Below are 15,347 nucleotides of genomic sequence, written 5' to 3' on the forward strand. Positions count from 1 at the left end.
TCCGATTTTCGATGGAACACGAAGCGGCTCCCGTTCGTCCCTCTCATATCGCCGAAGTGCCAGCGACGGAGGTGGGCAGACGATGGCTGGGTTCCGGAGTCTCGCGAGACAGGTCCGTGATCCGGGGAGCGACACGGCCTTGCGGCGGTATTCGCTGCGCAAGTGCCTTGAGCGGTTCGCGCCCTACGGTCACCGGGCGACCTGGGACCATCTGTGCCGGAGCCACGGCTTCGGTCCGGAGGACCGGGAAGCCGATCCGGGGCGACTGGTGGCCGCCCTGGACGAGTTGGAGCAGGCGCGGGCCGTGTGGCTCGCGTACGAGGCGGAGTTCGCCGAGCGCAGGCGGCGGGAGAAACACGGCGGGCTGCGCCGGCCGGGCGCGCTCGACGAGTGGCACCGCCGGATCTGGGGCGGCAACGGGGTGGCCCGCTGCGACGATCCCGCCCGCCATCCGCAGGCGCCGCTGCCCGAGGTGGTGGGGCGGCTGGTGGCCGCGCTGAAGCGGGGGCCGGGCGACGACTGCCCGGTCTGCGCTGGGCCGCGCATCGAGTGGCGGGCGGAGCTGCGGGACGAGCCGTGGTTCGGGCCGGTGTGCGAGGACTGCGGGGTGCTGATACCCCGGGCCGTCCTCACGTCCCGGGCGCTCGCCCGGACCCGTGGGGACGCGCTGCCGCGACTGGCGTCGGTGGCGTGATGCTCCAGGTCTGTCTCAACGGGGGCCACGGGCCCGGGGATTCGGCCGCGGTGCCGATGTCCCCGGTCGCGATGGCCGAGGCGGCGGCCGCCGCCGTCGCCGCGGGTGCCGACGACGTACATGTGCACCCCAAGACCCCCTGCGGCGGCGACACCCTCTCGCCGCGGGTCCTCGCCGAGACGCTGGCCGCGATCCGCGCGGCCGTGGACGTGCCGGTGGGCGTGACGACCGGGGTCCGCTCGGAGCCCGACCCGGTACGCCGGCTCGCCCGGGTCCGCGCCTGGACGGCACTGCCCGACCACGCCTGCGTCAACTGGCACGAGCCCGGGGCCGAGGCGCTCGCCGCCGCCCTGCTCGGCCGGGGCGTCGCCGTCGAGGCCTGTCTGCGTTCCGGCACGGACGGTCCGGCCCGCTTCCTGCGTTCCTCACTGGCCCCGCGGGTGCTGCGCGTCCACGCCGAGGTGACGGACCCCTCCCCCGCGACGGCCGAGTCCACGGCCCGCGCCCTGCTGGCCGCCCTGGCCCGCTCCCCGCACTCCCGCCCGGTCCTGCTGCACGGCTCCGGCGCCACCGCCTGGCCGCTGCTGCGGCTGGCCCGGCAGCTCGGTCTGGGCACCCGTATCGGCCTGGAGGACACGCTGCTGCTGCCCGACGGCAGCCCGGCCCGCTCCAACGCCGAGCTGGTGTCGGCGGCGCTGGCGGCGCCGGTCCCGGCCCGGACGGCGGGGACATAGGCCTGACGCGGTCGTGCTCCGAGCGTGCTCCCGCCGGAAAGGGGCGACGCTAGCAGGCGGGTAAACCGGTCGCCCAGCGGAATTCGCGCCGGGCACAGTGTGCGGCGATGACCACGCCACCGCACCCCACCCAGCGACCGGAGTCCTGACATGTCGACCCTGCGCGTCACCGCGGAGACCCTGACCGTGCACGAGCACCCCAACGCCGACGCGCTGGAGCTCGCGCAGGTCGGCCTGTACCGGGCCATCGTGGCCAAGGGCGGGTACCGGACCGGTGACGTGGCGCTCTACATCCCGGAGCAGGCGGTGCTGCCGCTCGCCCTCGTCGACGAGCTGGGGCTCACCGGGCGGCTGGCCGGCAAGGCGGGCGACCGGGTGAAGGCGGTGCGGCTGCGCGGGGAGCTGTCGCAGGGGATCGTGTGCCGGCCCAAGGCGCTCGACGGGCTGGACCTGGTCCGCGCGGCGGCCGAGGGGACGGACTTCGCCGAGCTGCTCGGGATCGTCAAGTGGGCGCCGCCGGTGCCGCCGACGATGAGCGGGGACGTGGAGTCCGCGCCGGATCTGCTGCCGTGGGTGGAGATAGAGAACCTGCACCGCTTCCCGGAGGTCTTCGCGCCGGGCGAGCCGGTGGTCCTGACGGAGAAGCTGCACGGCACGGCCTGCCTGGTGACCCATCTCGCCGAGGAGGGCCGGACGCTCGTCTCGTCCAAGGGCTTCGGCGCGAAGGGCCTGGCCCTGCGCGAGGACCCGCGCAACCTGTACTGGCGCGCCGTCCTCGGGCACGGCCTCCCGGCCGTCGCGGCCCGGCTCGCCGAGCGGCTCGGGGCGCGTCGCGTCGGACTCTTCGGCGAGGTGTACGGGGCGGGGGTGCAGGACCTGGCGTACGGGGCGAACGCCCGCGTCGAGGACGGGCTCGGGTTCGCGCTCTTCGACCTGTGCGCCGAGATCGACGGCCGGGTCCGGTGGCTGGACCCGGCGGAGGTCCTGGAGCCGGGCGAGCTGCCCCTCGTACCGCGGCTGTACTCCGGCCCGTACGACCTCGACACCGTCCTCGCGCTGGCGAGCGGCCGGGAGACGGTCTCCGGGCGGGAACTGCACCTGCGCGAGGGGGTCGTGATCCGCGCGGCGGCCGAGCGGCACAGCCCGGTCGTCGGCGGGCGGGCGATCGCGAAGGCGGTCAGCCCTGCGTATCTGACCCGCAAGGGCGGCACCGAGTACGAGTGACCCGCCCGCCACAGAGCCGAGCGGGGGCCCGCCCACGGGGGTGGCGGGTCCCCGCTCGTTCCTTTGTGTGGGTCGGGTGCCGTGTGTCGGGCCCCGTGTGTCGGGTCCCGTGTGACACGTGCCGTGTGTCAGGCCCTGCGCTCGGACATCAGGCGCGAGCCGGTCAGCTGCTCGCCGAAGACGTCGTCGGGGTTGGACAGGACGCAGTTCTGCAGCGAGAGGCAGCCGCAGCCGATGCAGTCGCTCAGGTGGTCCCGCAGCCGGCCGAGCTGTTTGATCCGCTCGTCCAGTTCGGTCCGCCAGGTCGCCGAGAGCAGCGCCCAGTCCTCGTGGGTGGGCGTGCGCTCCTCGGGCAGCCGGGCGAGGGCGTCGCGGACGGTCGCGAGCGGGATGCCGACCCGCTGGGCGGCCCGGATGAAGGCCACGCGGCGCAGGGTGTCGCGGCCGTAGCGGCGCTGGTTGCCGCTGGTGCGGCGGCTGCTGATCAGGCCCTTGGACTCGTAGAAGTGGAGGGCCGAGACGGCCGCTCCGCTGCGCGCGGACAGCTGACCGACGGTGAGTTCGTGGATCTTCTCGGGAATCTGCGGCACCCGGTGGAGCCTACGCGAGGGATGTTCCGGTGCGTTGACAGGAGGTCGTCCGCCCCCACATGCTGAGCAAGCGCTTAGACATCACGGGACTTCACCGGGACACCACCGGAACACCACCGGGACGAGAGGGAGCGGGAACATGGCCGAGCCGAGGATCTTCACCTCCGCCGAGGAACTGCGCGCCGGGGTCGGCGAACAGCTGGGCCACAGCGACTGGCTGGAGATCGAGCAGAAGCGGATCGACCAGTTCGCCGACGCGACGGGCGACCACCAGTGGATCCACGTCGACCCGGAGCGCGCCGCCACCGGCCCGTTCGGGCGGACGATCGCGCACGGCTACCTCACGCTGTCGCTGCTGCCGACCCTGGTCCCGCAGATCATGCGCGTCGAGGGCATGCGGATGGGTCTCAACTACGGGACCAACAAGGTGCGTTTCCCCGCCCCGGTGCCGGTGGGCTCGCGGCTGCGCGCCACCGCCGTCCTCACCGAGGTGACGGAGGCCGGCGGCGGGGTGCAGGTGACGGCGACGGTGACCGTGGAGCGCGAGGGCGGCGACAAGCCGGTGTGCGTCGCCGAGTCGGTCTCCCGCTACTACTTCTGAACCCCCGCCATCCGCAGCACGAGGTCGGCGTAGAGCGCGCCGACCTCGTCCGGCGTCCGGCGCCCCTGGGTGTTGAACCAGCGGGAGACGTCGATGCAGAGGGAGAGCACCGCGACGGTGGTGCCGGCCACGTCGGGGACGTCGAACTCCCCGGCCGCCACGCCCTCGTCGAGGATCCGGCGCACGGTGGCGTCCGACTCGCGGCGCAGCGCCACGATCTCGGCGCGGTGCTCGGGGCCGAGGGCGTCGAGCTCGTACTGCACGACCCGGGCGGTGGTGTGCCGCTCGGCGTGCCAGCGGACGAAGGACCGTACGGCGTCGGCGAGTCGCTCGGCGGCCGTGCCCTGCCCGTCGGCGGCGTCCCGCAGGATCTCCAGGGCCTTGTCGTGGCCGATCCGGCTGATCCGATGGAGCAGCTCTTCCTTGGTCTTGTAGTGGATGTAGAGCGCGGCCGGGCTCATGCCGGCCCGGCCCGCGATGTCACGGGTCGTCGTGGCGTGGTAGCCGCGCTCGGCGAACGCCTCGACGGCGGCGACCAGCAGCCGCCGGGCCGCTTCGGGCGTGACCTCGCCCCACGGCATGTCCTCGCCGCCGGGCGTCTCCTCCGTCACGCTCATCGCACTCTCCTCGTCGGGCCTTCGGGACGAACACCATACAACGAAGGTGAGCAAGCGCTTAGAGCGTGGCGGCTCAGCTTTCCTGCCGGTCGCGGACGACCTTGGCGAGGGTGAAGGCGGAGGTGGTGAGGTAGAGGACGGCGACGGCGAGGAAGCCGCGGACCCAGGCGCTGGCGTCGAGCTGGTAGATCCCGACCGTCACGGCCAGGAGCGCGACGCCGAAGGAGAGGATCGCCTGCACGTAGTAGGCGGGGGTGTTCTGCTGCTGCTTGACCGGGTGTTCGCTCATGCCGGACAGCATCGGGCGGATGTGGCCGGCGCCACATCCGCCCGGATACTCAGGGGGCGCCCCGGATACTCAGGGGGTGCCCCGGATACTCCGCCCGGACACTCCCCGGATACTCAGAACGCCGAGACCCCCGTCAGCGCCCGCCCGATGATCAGCTTCTGGATCTGGCTGGTGCCCTCGTACAGGGTCATCACGCGCGCGTCCCGCAGCAGCTTGCCGACCGGGTACTCGTCGATGTAGCCGTAGCCGCCGTAGACCTGGAGGGCGTTGTTGGCCGCGCGGACGGCGGCCTCCGAGGCGAACAGCTTGGCCTTCGAGGCGGCCGTGGCGAACTCCTCGCCCCGGTCGACCAGGTCCGCGACCCGCCAGGTGAGCAGCCGGGCCGCGTCCACGTCGACCGCGATGTCGCTGATCAGCTCCTGCACCAGCTGGTACGAGGCGATGGGCTTGCCGAACTGCTCGCGCTCCCCCGCGTACCGGACCGCCGCGTCGAGCGCCGCCCGCGCGATGCCGACACAGCCCGCGGCGACCGACATGCGGCCCTTGGCGAGCGCGGACATGGCGACGGAGAAGCCCTTGCCCTCGGGGCCGAGCATCGCGCTCGCCGGCACCCGGACACCGTCGAGGACCAGCTCGGCGGTGGCCTGGCCGCGCAGGCCCAGCTTGCCGTGGATGGTGCGGCGGGTGAGGCCGGGGGTGTCGGTGGGCACGAGGAACGCGGAGACGCCCTTGTGGCCGGGGGCGTCCCCGGTGCGGGCGAAGAGCAGCACGACATCGGCCCAGGTGCCGTTGGTGATGAACATCTTGCTGCCGTCGATCACGTACGCGTCGCCGTCGCGGACCGCCCGGGTGGCCAGGTTCCCGGCGTCGGAGCCGGTGCCCGGCTCGGTCAGGCCGAAGCAGCCGATCGCGTCGCCGGACGCGAGCCGCGGCAGCCAGCTCCGCTTCTGCTCCTCGTCGCCCCAGGAGGCGATCGTCTTGGCGACCAGGCCGAGGGAGACCGAGACGATGCCGCGCACCGAGGAGTCGCCCCGGCCCAGTTCCTCCGTCACCAGGCAGTACGCCAGGTGGTCGCCGCCCGAGCCGCCGTACTCCTCCGGGATGGTCAGGCCGAGGAAGCCGACCGCGCCCAGCTTCTTCACGATCGACCGGTCGACGTTCTCGGCCCGGTCCCACTCGACGGCGTACGGGGCGACCTCACGGGCGACGAAGTCCTCGGCGAGCCGTCGTACGGCCGTCTGTTCCTCGCTCAGCTCCAGATTCACCGCGCCACCCCATCCTCATTTAATTACCACTGCTAGTTTTCATGGCCAGGCCTACTATGTGCGCCATGGCCCGACCGCGCAAGCCCCTCCTCAGCCGAGACCGCATCGTCGAGACGGCGGGAGCGCTCGTGGACGCCGAGGGGCTCGCCGCCCTCTCGACCAGGCGGCTCGCGGCCGAACTCGGCGTCAGCGGGCCCTCGCTCTACAACCACTTCCGGACCAAGGACGAGATCCTCGACGCGGTCGCGGACGCGGTCAGCGCCAAGATCGACCTGTCGATGTTCGCGGCCGACGACCCCCGCGACTGGCGCACCGCCCTGCACGACTGGGCGGTCTCCTACCGCGCCGCCCTCGCCGACCACCCGCACATCGTCCCCGTCCTCGCCCAGGGCCCCGGCCGCCGCCCGGCCGGCCTGAAGGTCGCCGACGCGGTCTTCGGCGCGATGGTCCGCGCGGGCTGGCCACCGGCCCAGGCCACCTCCATCGGCGCCCTGATGCGCTACTTCGTCACCGGCTCCGCCCTCGGCTCCTTCGCCCGCGGCTTCGTCGACGACGAAACCGCCTACGACCCCGCCGACTACCCGCACCTCGGCCAGGCCCACCTCCTCGCGGAGCGGCGCGAGAAGGTCGACGAGGGCGCGTTCGACACGGGGCTGCGGGCCCTGCTCGACGGACTCGGGACGCAGTTCGCGCAGTACGCGCGGGGCGACCGGGCGTACTGACCACCATGGTTCGGCCCCGGCCGAACCATGGCTGCGCCATGCTGGTGTCATGGCCTCCAAAGACCTCGCCTCGTTCGCCGCCCTCTTCGCCGACGAGACCCGCGCCGCCTTCCTGCTCGCCCTGCTCGACGGGCGCGCCTGGACCGCCGGGGAGCTGGCCCGCCACGCGCGGGTGGCCCCCTCGACCGCCAGCGAGCACCTGGGGAAGCTGGTCGCGGGCGGAGTGCTCGCCGAGGAGCGGCAGGGGCGGCACCGGTACGTCCGGCTCGCCGACCCCGGGATCGCGCACCTCGTCGAGGAGCTGGCCGCCCGTTCCGAACCGGCCGAGCCCCGGACGCCGCTCGGCCTGCGGGCGGCGAGCGCCGGGCAGGCCATGGCCCGCGGCCGGACCTGCTACGACCACCTCGCCGGGCGGCTCGGCATCACCCTCACCGACGCCCTGACCGCGCGCGGACTGCTGCGCCAGGACACCGGGTTCGCGCTGACCGACCCGGGCATGGCCTGGTTCGAGGAGCTCGGCATCACCCTCGTACCCAAGGGGCGGCGGCCCGTCGCGCGCGGCTGCCTCGACTGGACCGAGCGCCGGCAGCACCTCGCCGGGCTCGCGGGGGCGGCGCTGTGCCGGCACGCGCTGGACGCCGGGTGGTGCGTACGGATCGGGTCGGAGCGGGCGGTGAAGGTGACTCCCGAGGGGGAACGGGCGCTGCGCGAGCGCCTGGGCATCGAGGCGGCGGCGCTGCGGTGAGACGGTCGACGCGGGAGGCGGCACGGCAGCCGTTCCGCCCACGCGGGCTGCGCCCGATATTGCGGTGAGCGCCGAACGGTCCGCGCCGTACGGTCGGTCCATGCCGAACCGAACCTCACGTCTCGCGCTCGCCGCCGCCGGTGTCACCGTCGTCCTGTGGGCCTCCGCCTTCGTCTCGATCCGCAGCGCGGGCGCCGCCTACTCCCCCGGCGCCCTCGCCCTCGGCCGGCTGCTCGCCGGCTCGCTGGTCCTCGGCACGGTCCTGCTGATCCGCCGCGAAGGGCTCCCGCCCCGGGCCGCCTGGCGCGGCATCGGCGTGTCCGGGCTGCTGTGGTTCGGGGTGTACATGGTGGTGCTCAACTGGGGCGAGCAGGAGGTCGACGCGGGCACCGCGGCGATGGTCGTCAACATCGGCCCGATCCTGATCGCCCTGCTCGGCGCGCGCTTCCTCAAGGAGTCGCTGCCGCCCCGGCTGCTCGCCGGCATGGCGGTGTCCTTCGCGGGCGCGGTGGCCGTCGGGCTCTCGATGTCCGGCGAGGGGCACGCGTCGGTGCTCGGCGTCGTGCTGTGCCTGGTGGCGGCGATCGCGTACGCCGGCGGTGTCGTCGCCCAGAAGCCCGCGCTGGCGCACGGCAGCGCGCTCCAGGTGACGACCTTCGGGTGTCTGATCGGCGCGGTGGCCTGTCTGCCGTTCGCCGGGCAGCTGGTCGAGGAGGCGGGCCGGGCGCCGCTGTCGGCGACCCTCAACATGGTCTACCTCGGCGTGTTCCCGACCGCTCTCGCCTTCACGACCTGGGCCTACGCCCTGGCCCGTACGACCGCCGGCCGGATGGGCGCGACGACCTACGCCGTGCCCGCCCTGGTGGTGCTGCTGGCCTGGGTGTTCCTGGGCGAGCTGCCGGGGCTGCTCACGCTGGGCGGCGGCGCGCTGTGCCTGGCGGGCGTGGCGGTGTCCCGGTCGCGGCCGAAGCCCGTTGAGGCGGCTCCGGCCGGGACCGTACGGGGCTAGGACCGGTCCGCGGGAGTGCCGGGAACGGCCCCGCGGGGGGTGCCGGAACCGGCCCCGCGGGAGTGCCGGGACCGGCCCCGCGGGGGGGGTGCCGGGACCGGCCCCGCGGGGGGGGTGCCGGGACCGGTCCGGAGGAGTCCTGGACGCGGACTCCTAGAAGACGACCAGCGCCCGGCCGCCCTTGCCCGCGAGCATGTTCTCGAAGGCGCCCGGGATGCCCTCCAGGGTGATGCGCTCGGTGACCAGGGCGCTCAGGTCGAGGCGGCCCGCGCGGATGTGCTCGGCGAGGACCGGGAGGTCCTCGGCCGGGTGGGAGTTGCCGTAGACGCAGCCGGACAGGGTGCGGCCCCAGTGGAAGAGCTCCAGCGCGTTGAAGGTGACCTGCTGGTCCTTGCCGCCGATGCCGACGACGGTGGTGCGGCCGCCGCGCCGGGTGGCGTCCCAGGCGGTACGGATGGTGGCGGCGCGGCCGACGCACTCGACGGCCACGTCGGCGCCGTGGCCGCCGGTCAGCTTCCGGATCTCCTTGGCGGTGGTGCCGGAGGCGACGACGTACTCGGTGGCCCCGGCGGCCCGGGCCAGCGCCTCCTTCTCGGGCGACACGTCGACCGCGACGATGGTCGAGGCGCCGGCGATCCTGGCGGCCTGGAGGGTGGCGAGGCCGACGCCGCCGACGCCGAACACGGCCACGGTCTCGCCCCGCCGGACGCGCGCGGAGTGGTGGATCGCGCCCCAGCCGGTGAGGACGGCGCAGCCGAGCAGGGCGGCGTCGGTGAGCGGCACGCCGTCCGGGACGGGCAGCACGCAGTTCGCGGCGACGACGGTCTCCTCGGCGAAGGCCGCCACGTTGAGCCCCGGGTGGAGTTCGGTGCCGTCCTCGGTGCGGGCGTACACGTCGGCGGCGCCGGCCAGCGCGTTCGCGCAGAGCCAGACCTCGCCGATCGAGCAGTGGTGGCAGGCGCCGCAGGACGGTGCCCAGTTGAGGACGACGCCGTCGCCGGGGGCGACATGGGTGACGCCCTCGCCGACGGAGACGACCGTCCCGGCGCCCTCGTGACCGAGGACGGCGGGCACGGGCACCCGCATCGTCCCGTTGGACAGCGACAGGTCGGAGTGGCAGACCCCGGCGGCGGCGAGGCGCACCCGGACCTGGCCGGGTCCCGGCTCGGGCAGCTCGATGCCGGTGATCTCCAGGGGAGAGCCGATGGCGGGCAGGACGGCGGCGCGGATCACGGATGGGGCTCCTCGGGTGAGTACGGCGCTCAGAACTGCAGGGACTTGGTCTGGAGGTACTCGGCGAGCCCGTGCGCGCCGAGCTCGCGGCCGACGCCCGACTGCTTCCAGCCGCCGAAGGGGGCCAGCGGGTTGAACCGGCCGCCGTTGATGTCGACCTGGCCGGTCTCCATGCGGCGGGCGAAGGCGACGGCCTCGTCCGGCTCGCCCCAGACGGCGCCGCCGAGCCCGTACACGGTGCCGTTGGCGATGGCGAGCGCGTCGGCCTCGTCCTCGTACCGGATGATCGAGACGACCGGGCCGAAGATCTCCTCCTGGGCGATGGTCATCCCGGGGGTGACGTCGGCGAAGACGGTCGGTGCGACGTAGTAGCCGGTCGGGAGCGGGGCCTCGGGGCCGCCCGCGACGAGCCGGGCGCCCTCCGCGATCCCCTTCTCGATGTAGCCGCGGACGCGGTCCCGCTGCCTGGCGCTGACGAGGGGGCCAAGGCGCTCGCCGGGGACGTACTTGGCGACGGCCTCGGCGGCGAGCGCGACGGCCTCCTCGTACCGCTCGGCGGGGACCAGCATCCGGGTCCAGGCGCTGCACGTCTGGCCGGAGTTGGACATGACGTTGGCGACGCCGACGGCGACGGCCTTGCCGAGGTCGGCGCTGGGCAGGATCACGTTGGCGGACTTGCCGCCGAGTTCGAGGGCGACCCGCTTGACCGCGCCGCCGGCGAGGGCGCCGATCCGCCGGCCGACGGCGGTGGAGCCGGTGAAGGAGACGAGGTCCACGTCGGAGTGCTCGGCGAGGGCCTGCCCGGCGACCGCCCCGAGGCCGGTGACGAGGTTGAAGACACCGGCCGGCACCCCGGCGGCGTGGACGGCCTCGGCGAAGAGCTGAGCGGTGAGCGGGGTGTCCTCGGCGGGCTTGAGGACGACGGTGCAGCCCGCGGCGAGGGCCGGGGCGACCTTGGCGACGATCTGGTGGAGCGGGTAGTTCCACGGGGTGATCGCGGCGACGACGCCGACCGGCTCGGAGTAGACGGTCGAGTTGCCGACCTTCTCCTCGAAGGGGTGGGTGGCGGCGAGCTCGGCGTACGAACCGGCCACGGCGATCGGCAGTCCGGCGTGCACGGCGGCGGCGAGCTGCGGCGGGGCGCCAAGCTCGGCGGTCACCGTGGCGGCGATCTCCTCGGCGCGGGCGGCGAGCGCGTCGCGCAGCGCGCCGATCCGGGCGGCCCGCTCGGCGGGCGGGGTGGCGGCCCAGCCGGGGAAGGCGGCGCGGGCCGCGCGCACGGCGGCGTCGACGTCCTCTGCGGTGCCGGCCGGGACGTGGGCGATGACCCGCTCGTCGGCGGGGTCGACCACGGCGATCGTCTCCGCGGACGCCGCGGGGCGCCACTCCCCGCCGATGTACATCGCGTCGTGGGCCTTCATCCGCTGTCTCCTCACACCTCGGGGCGGCGCGCTTGCTCGCGTGACCGACACCCAAACTAGCGCTGTTAGTTTTCGGACGCCAGGCCTCTCCCCCGCCGGGGACGGCCACCCGAGCGCGCGAGTTTCGGCCGGACCGGCGCCGCGTCGGCCGCCCTGCCGATGGCCGACGCCCGACGGCCGATGCCTGATGCCGACGCCCGACGCCCGACGCCCGACGCCCGATCCTCGCCCTCCGCGTCCCACCCTGTCCACGGGCACCCCGGACAGCCCTGCCGCCCGCGAACTGGGGGGTTCCGCCTTGCCGGGCCCGTCGGCGACGGGGGGCGCGGCAGCGGCGGGGCCTGCGGGTGAGGAGGATGCGGGCCCGCCCGGCCGGTGAGGGGCGGCTGCGAGCGGTGCGGCGGCGCGGGCCTGGGCATGGAGGGGCGCGCGGCCCTCCACGCGTCACCTCGCCGAGGCCCTGGACGGCTGGCCGGCGGACCGGCCGGCCACGGAGTGGTCCGGTGCGGGAGAGGAGTGTCCCGAACCGGCTTCTCCGCTGCCGTCCTTGGGCAGGGTCCGCCCGGCGGCGGAGCGCGGCCCCGAGGAGGAGCGGGACTGGCTGTTCCGGGCGACGGCCGGACCGCTCGGCGAGTCGGCTGCGGAGCGGCCCGTGTTGCTGGTGCCGGACGATCTCCACGCGGCGGACGCGGGCTCTTTCCAGCTCCACGGCCAATGTTGCGCGCCGGGTCAGCGCGTACGGAAGGGGTTGGCGATGACTCGCCACTGGCCGCCCGGCGGGTCGCGGTGGCGGCACGCGCGGGTCCGCGCGGCGATGCTCGCGATGGCGGGCGAGACCGAGAAGCGGCGTGGCCGAGGACGGTTCGCGCGAGCGGGCGGTCCGAGAGGCCGGTGCCGAGGAAGGGCTCGCGCTGCCCGGCGGCGCTCCTCGTTGAGCCGCCGTGTCCGGCGGGCGCGCGCCGGGTGGCGTGGGCCCGCCGGGGCGGGGTGGGGGCGGCGGGCCGCCCCGGTGGGGTCAGATCTCCCGGTCGATGCCCGTGAGGTGGGCGAAGACGACGATGTTCGACTCGTAGCCCGCCTTGCGGTCGAAGGTTCCGCCGCAGGTGAGCAGGCGCAGTTCGGGGCGGCCCGTGCTGCCGTAGACCTCCTTGTCGGGGAAGGCGGACTTGGCGTACGTACGGACCCGGTCGACCGTGAAGACGGCGACGCGGCCGTCGGCGCGGGCGATCCGAACGGTGTTGCCGGGGGCGAGGGAGTTGAGGTTGAGGAAGATCGCCGGTCCGGTGCGGGTGTCGCGGTGGCCGACGACGACGGCGGTGCCGCGCTCGCCGGGGGTCGGGCCCTCGGCGTACCAGCCGACGATCCGGGGGTTCTCGATCGGCGGGGTGGCGAGTACGCCGGAGGCGTCGAGGCCCAGGGGGACGACGGGGGCCTCGATGGTGATGGCGGGGACGGCGAGGGTGGTGGGGCGGGATCGCCTCAGGGGTGCGGGTGGGGGCTGGGGTTTCGCTGTGGCGGGGGCCGCGCGCGGGAGGCTCTTCGGCTTCTGGTCTCCCGGGGTCGCGGCGGGCCGCGCCACACCGTGTGCGGCGGGGCCGGCCGCGAGGGCCGGCCCTTCCGGCTCCCCGTCCTGGGCCCACCAGACGACGCCGGCGACCAGGGTGAGGGTCACGGCGACGGTGCGGGCGAGCCTGAAGAGCCGGCGCTGCCTGCGGGTGGTGGGTCTGCGCGAGGCAGGCCCGCGCGGGTGGGGCCGGCGCGGGCTCCGCTCGTTCGGGGAGGCGGAGGGAGCCCGGCCGGTGGATACCGTCCTGCGCGGGTCGGGGGACCTACGCGGCGCCATCGTTGCGGCGGCGCGCACGACGGATGAGGATCAGGCCGGCGGTGCCCGCGAGACCGGCGGCGAGGGCGGATCCGACGCCGAAGGCGGAGCCGTCGTCCGAGGCGGTGGTGTCAGCGGCTCCGCCGCCGCCCGCGCCGACGGGTCCGTGCGGCGGCTTGTGGTGGCCGTGGCCGCCGTTTCCGCCCCCGTTGTCGCCGCCTCCGTTGCTGCTACCTCCACTGGTGGAAGGAGGCGGCGTGGTCGGCGGGGTGGTGGGGTTGTCGCAGCTGACCCGGAAGACCTTGCTCTTCTTGGCGCCCTGCTGGCCCACCCACGTCACCTCGACCTTGTACATGCCGTCGGGGAGCGTCATGTCGGGGCTGTAGCCGTTGTGGGCGGAGTCGAGGGCGATGTCGCCCGACCGCACGGCCGGCGGGGTGCCCGGGGGCTGGTTGTAGATGTCCCAGTGGATCGTGGTGAGGTCGTTGAAGTTGAAGGCGGCGAAGTGGAACTCGCAGACCTGGGGGTCGTTGCTCTGGTCGGGCTCGACCGTGCCCGCATGGTGGACCTTGATGTCGCCGTCGTCTCCGGGGGCCGCGAAAGCGGCGGGAGCGCCAGCCAGGGTGACGGCACCCAGGGCGAGGCCGACGACGGCGGCGGAGAGCAGGGGACGGGCAGCCTGAGCGGTCATGCGGAGTTCCTCCAGTCGTATACAGACACCGGGTCAATGAACCGATAATCTGACTATTGGTCATCACATGACTACGGAGGGTGGCACCGTGCCGTGCCACCCTCCGACTTCCACCCGTCCGGGCCTAGATGATCCCGAAGAGGATCCCGGCCGCGAGCACCACCAGCGAGGTGAGCGCGGCCCACTTCACGGTGAACCGGGTGTGGTCGCCGAACTCCACCTTCGCCATGCCGACCAGCACGTACACCGCCGGGACCAGCGGGCTCGACATGTGCAGGGCCTGGCCGACCAGGGAGGCGCGGGCGATCTCCAGCGGGGACACGCCGTGCGCGGCGCCGGCCTCGGCGAGCACCGGCAGGACGCCGAAGTAGAAGCCGTCGTTCGACATGAAGTAGGTGAGCGGGAGGCTCAGCACTCCGGTGACCAGGGCCATGTGCGGCCCCATGCCCTCGGGGATGGCGCCGACCAGCCAGTCGGCCATGTGCTTGACCATGCCGGTGCCGGTGAGCACACCGGTGAAGACGGCGGCGGCGAAGACCATGCCGGAGACGTTGAGCACGTTGTCCGCGTGGGCGGCGATGCGGGCCTTCTGCTCGCCCATGTTCGGGAAGTTGACGGTGAGGGCGAGCGCGGCGCCGAGCAGGAACAGCACCGGGATCGGCAGCAGCTCCATGATCATCGCGGCGAGCAGGACGACGGTGAGCCCGGCGTTGAACCAGTACAGCTTGGGACGCAGGGTCGCGCGGTTCGGGTCGAGCCCCTGGAAGCCGCCGCCGGCCTCCTCGTCGGCGCCCTCCTTGGTGCCCGTTCCGGCGTCCTCGGGAAGGTCACCACCGGAACCCGCTCCCTTGGTGCCGTCCGCACCCTTGCCGCCCTTGATGCCGTTCGCACCCTTGCCGACCTTGCCACCCTTGGCGCCCGCGTCGGCACCGCCGCCGCCCGCCCCGACCAGCACGGTCTCGCTCTCGGTCCGCGGGACCAGCGCCTCGTCCAGGCTGAGGTAGCCGATGCGCTTCCGCTCGCGGCGGCCCAGCACGTACGCGAGGGCGAAGACGAAGAGGAGGCCCATGGCGAGCGCCGGGATCATCGGCACGAAGATGTCGGCCGCGTCCAGCTTGAGCGCGGTGGCCGCGCGGGCGGTCGGACCGCCCCAGGGGAGGGTGTTCATGACGCCGTTGGCGGTGGCGGCGACGCCGGTCATGACGACCAGGCTCATGCCGAGCCGCTTGTAGAGCGGGTACATCGCCGAGACGGTGATCATGAAGGTGGTGGAGCCGTCGCCGTCCAGCGAGACGATCGCGGCGAGCACCGCCGTACCGACCACGACCCGCATCGGGTCGGCCTTGCAGAAGCGCAGGATGCCCCGCACGATCGGGTCGAACAGGCCGACGTCGATCATGACGCCGAAGTAGACGATCGCGAACATCAGCATCGCGGCCGTGGGCGCCAGCTTGCCGACGCCTTCGATGACGTAGTCGCCCAGCTGGGCCCCTTGTCCGACGGCGACGCAGAACAGCGCGGGAATCAGCACGAGCGCCGCGATCGGCGACATCTTCTTCGTCATGATCAGGACCAGGAAGGTCGCGATCATGGCGAAGCCGAGGATGGTCAGCATGGGAGGACACCTCACGTTCACCCTTGAACTCCCGCCAGAGCGGCGGTGCGGATGACGGTAGGTGGCCGGTTCCCG

Annotated in this window: 15 protein-coding genes and 1 pseudogene; 7 read left to right on the forward strand and 9 right to left on the reverse strand. The window is 73.9% G+C overall.

Annotated features, from left to right (window positions below; genetic code table 11):
- The first annotated feature begins 82 nt into the window (after positions 1-82).
- The 3 genes from ACZ3ZE_RS32370 to ACZ3ZE_RS32380 all read left to right on the forward strand — a co-directional run bounded on the left by ACZ3ZE_RS32370 (position 83) and on the right by ACZ3ZE_RS32380 (position 2,652).
- Complete coding sequence (locus ACZ3ZE_RS32370; RefSeq protein ID WP_361169922.1) at positions 83-694, forward strand: hypothetical protein; 612 nt, start codon at positions 83-85, stop codon at positions 692-694.
- The gene (locus ACZ3ZE_RS32375; RefSeq protein ID WP_363292113.1) at positions 694-1,428 is read left to right on the forward strand and encodes a 3-keto-5-aminohexanoate cleavage protein; all 735 of its coding nucleotides are present in this window, start codon (positions 694-696) and stop codon (positions 1,426-1,428) included. Before ACZ3ZE_RS32370 ends, ACZ3ZE_RS32375 begins: the two co-directional genes overlap by 1 nt.
- 150 nt (positions 1,429-1,578) lie before the next feature.
- Positions 1,579-2,652, forward strand: a complete 1,074-nt coding sequence (locus tag ACZ3ZE_RS32380) for an RNA ligase (ATP) (protein ID WP_467261642.1) — start codon at positions 1,579-1,581, stop codon at positions 2,650-2,652.
- Positions 2,653-2,780: 128 nt separating this feature from the next.
- On the opposite strand, the gene soxR is transcribed toward ACZ3ZE_RS32380, so the two are convergent.
- On the reverse strand, positions 2,781-3,242 hold the full coding sequence (gene soxR / locus ACZ3ZE_RS32385; protein WP_361623250.1) for a redox-sensitive transcriptional activator SoxR: 462 nt from the start codon (positions 3,240-3,242) through the stop codon (positions 2,781-2,783).
- Positions 3,243-3,381: 139 nt separating this feature from the next.
- Between soxR and ACZ3ZE_RS32390 the strand changes: the two genes are divergently transcribed.
- Positions 3,382-3,843, forward strand: a complete 462-nt coding sequence (locus ACZ3ZE_RS32390; protein ID WP_361169931.1) for a MaoC family dehydratase — start codon at positions 3,382-3,384, stop codon at positions 3,841-3,843.
- On the opposite strand, the gene ACZ3ZE_RS32395 is transcribed toward ACZ3ZE_RS32390, so the two are convergent.
- From ACZ3ZE_RS32395 to ACZ3ZE_RS32405, 3 genes and pseudogenes are all read right to left on the reverse strand, one after another.
- Positions 3,834-4,460, reverse strand: a complete 627-nt coding sequence (locus tag ACZ3ZE_RS32395; RefSeq protein WP_361169934.1) for a TetR/AcrR family transcriptional regulator — start codon at positions 4,458-4,460, stop codon at positions 3,834-3,836. The two genes, ACZ3ZE_RS32390 and ACZ3ZE_RS32395, sit on opposite strands and share 10 nt — an antisense overlap.
- Before the next feature lie 76 nt (positions 4,461-4,536).
- A pseudogene (locus ACZ3ZE_RS32400) lies at positions 4,537-4,749 on the reverse strand (YiaA/YiaB family inner membrane protein); the annotation flags it as partial.
- A 113-nt stretch (positions 4,750-4,862) separates the two neighbouring features.
- A complete protein-coding gene (locus ACZ3ZE_RS32405) occupies positions 4,863-6,014 on the reverse strand; it encodes an acyl-CoA dehydrogenase family protein (protein ID WP_467261644.1) in 1,152 nt (383 codons plus the stop codon).
- A gap of 65 nt (positions 6,015-6,079) precedes the next feature.
- On the opposite strand from ACZ3ZE_RS32405, the gene ACZ3ZE_RS32410 reads away from it, so the two are divergent.
- The 3 genes from ACZ3ZE_RS32410 to ACZ3ZE_RS32420 all read left to right on the forward strand — a co-directional run bounded on the left by ACZ3ZE_RS32410 (position 6,080) and on the right by ACZ3ZE_RS32420 (position 8,490).
- The gene (locus ACZ3ZE_RS32410; protein WP_467261646.1) at positions 6,080-6,736 is read left to right on the forward strand and encodes a TetR/AcrR family transcriptional regulator; all 657 of its coding nucleotides are present in this window, start codon (positions 6,080-6,082) and stop codon (positions 6,734-6,736) included.
- A gap of 49 nt (positions 6,737-6,785) precedes the next feature.
- Positions 6,786-7,481 carry an ArsR/SmtB family transcription factor gene (locus tag ACZ3ZE_RS32415; protein WP_361169943.1) on the forward strand — a complete coding sequence of 232 codons (696 nt, stop codon included), beginning with the start codon at positions 6,786-6,788 and terminating at the stop codon, positions 7,479-7,481.
- Between the two features lie 100 nt (positions 7,482-7,581).
- Positions 7,582-8,490, forward strand: a complete 909-nt coding sequence (locus ACZ3ZE_RS32420) for a DMT family transporter (RefSeq protein ID WP_361169946.1) — start codon at positions 7,582-7,584, stop codon at positions 8,488-8,490.
- A 153-nt stretch (positions 8,491-8,643) separates the two neighbouring features.
- Here ACZ3ZE_RS32420 and ACZ3ZE_RS32425 read toward each other — a convergent pair whose 3' ends face one another.
- The 5 genes from ACZ3ZE_RS32425 to ACZ3ZE_RS32445 all read right to left on the reverse strand — a co-directional run bounded on the left by ACZ3ZE_RS32425 (position 8,644) and on the right by ACZ3ZE_RS32445 (position 15,272).
- The gene (locus tag ACZ3ZE_RS32425; RefSeq protein WP_361169949.1) at positions 8,644-9,723 is read right to left on the reverse strand and encodes a Zn-dependent alcohol dehydrogenase; all 1,080 of its coding nucleotides are present in this window, start codon (positions 9,721-9,723) and stop codon (positions 8,644-8,646) included.
- Positions 9,724-9,752: 29 nt separating this feature from the next.
- Positions 9,753-11,144 (reverse strand): aldehyde dehydrogenase family protein, encoded by a 1,392-nt coding sequence (locus ACZ3ZE_RS32430; protein WP_361169952.1) that lies wholly within the window; start codon positions 11,142-11,144, stop codon positions 9,753-9,755.
- 1,015 nt (positions 11,145-12,159) lie between these two features.
- Entirely contained in the window at positions 12,160-12,816 is a 657-nt protein-coding gene (locus tag ACZ3ZE_RS32435) for a class F sortase (protein WP_361169955.1), read from the reverse strand.
- Between the two features lie 157 nt (positions 12,817-12,973).
- On the reverse strand, positions 12,974-13,657 hold the full coding sequence (locus ACZ3ZE_RS32440; RefSeq protein WP_361169958.1) for a hypothetical protein: 684 nt from the start codon (positions 13,655-13,657) through the stop codon (positions 12,974-12,976).
- A gap of 124 nt (positions 13,658-13,781) precedes the next feature.
- Positions 13,782-15,272, reverse strand: a complete 1,491-nt coding sequence (locus ACZ3ZE_RS32445) for a CitMHS family transporter (RefSeq protein WP_467261648.1) — start codon at positions 15,270-15,272, stop codon at positions 13,782-13,784.
- Positions 15,273-15,347: the final 75 nt, after the last annotated feature.

The organism is Streptomyces sp. NPDC023157 (assembly GCF_055560575.1).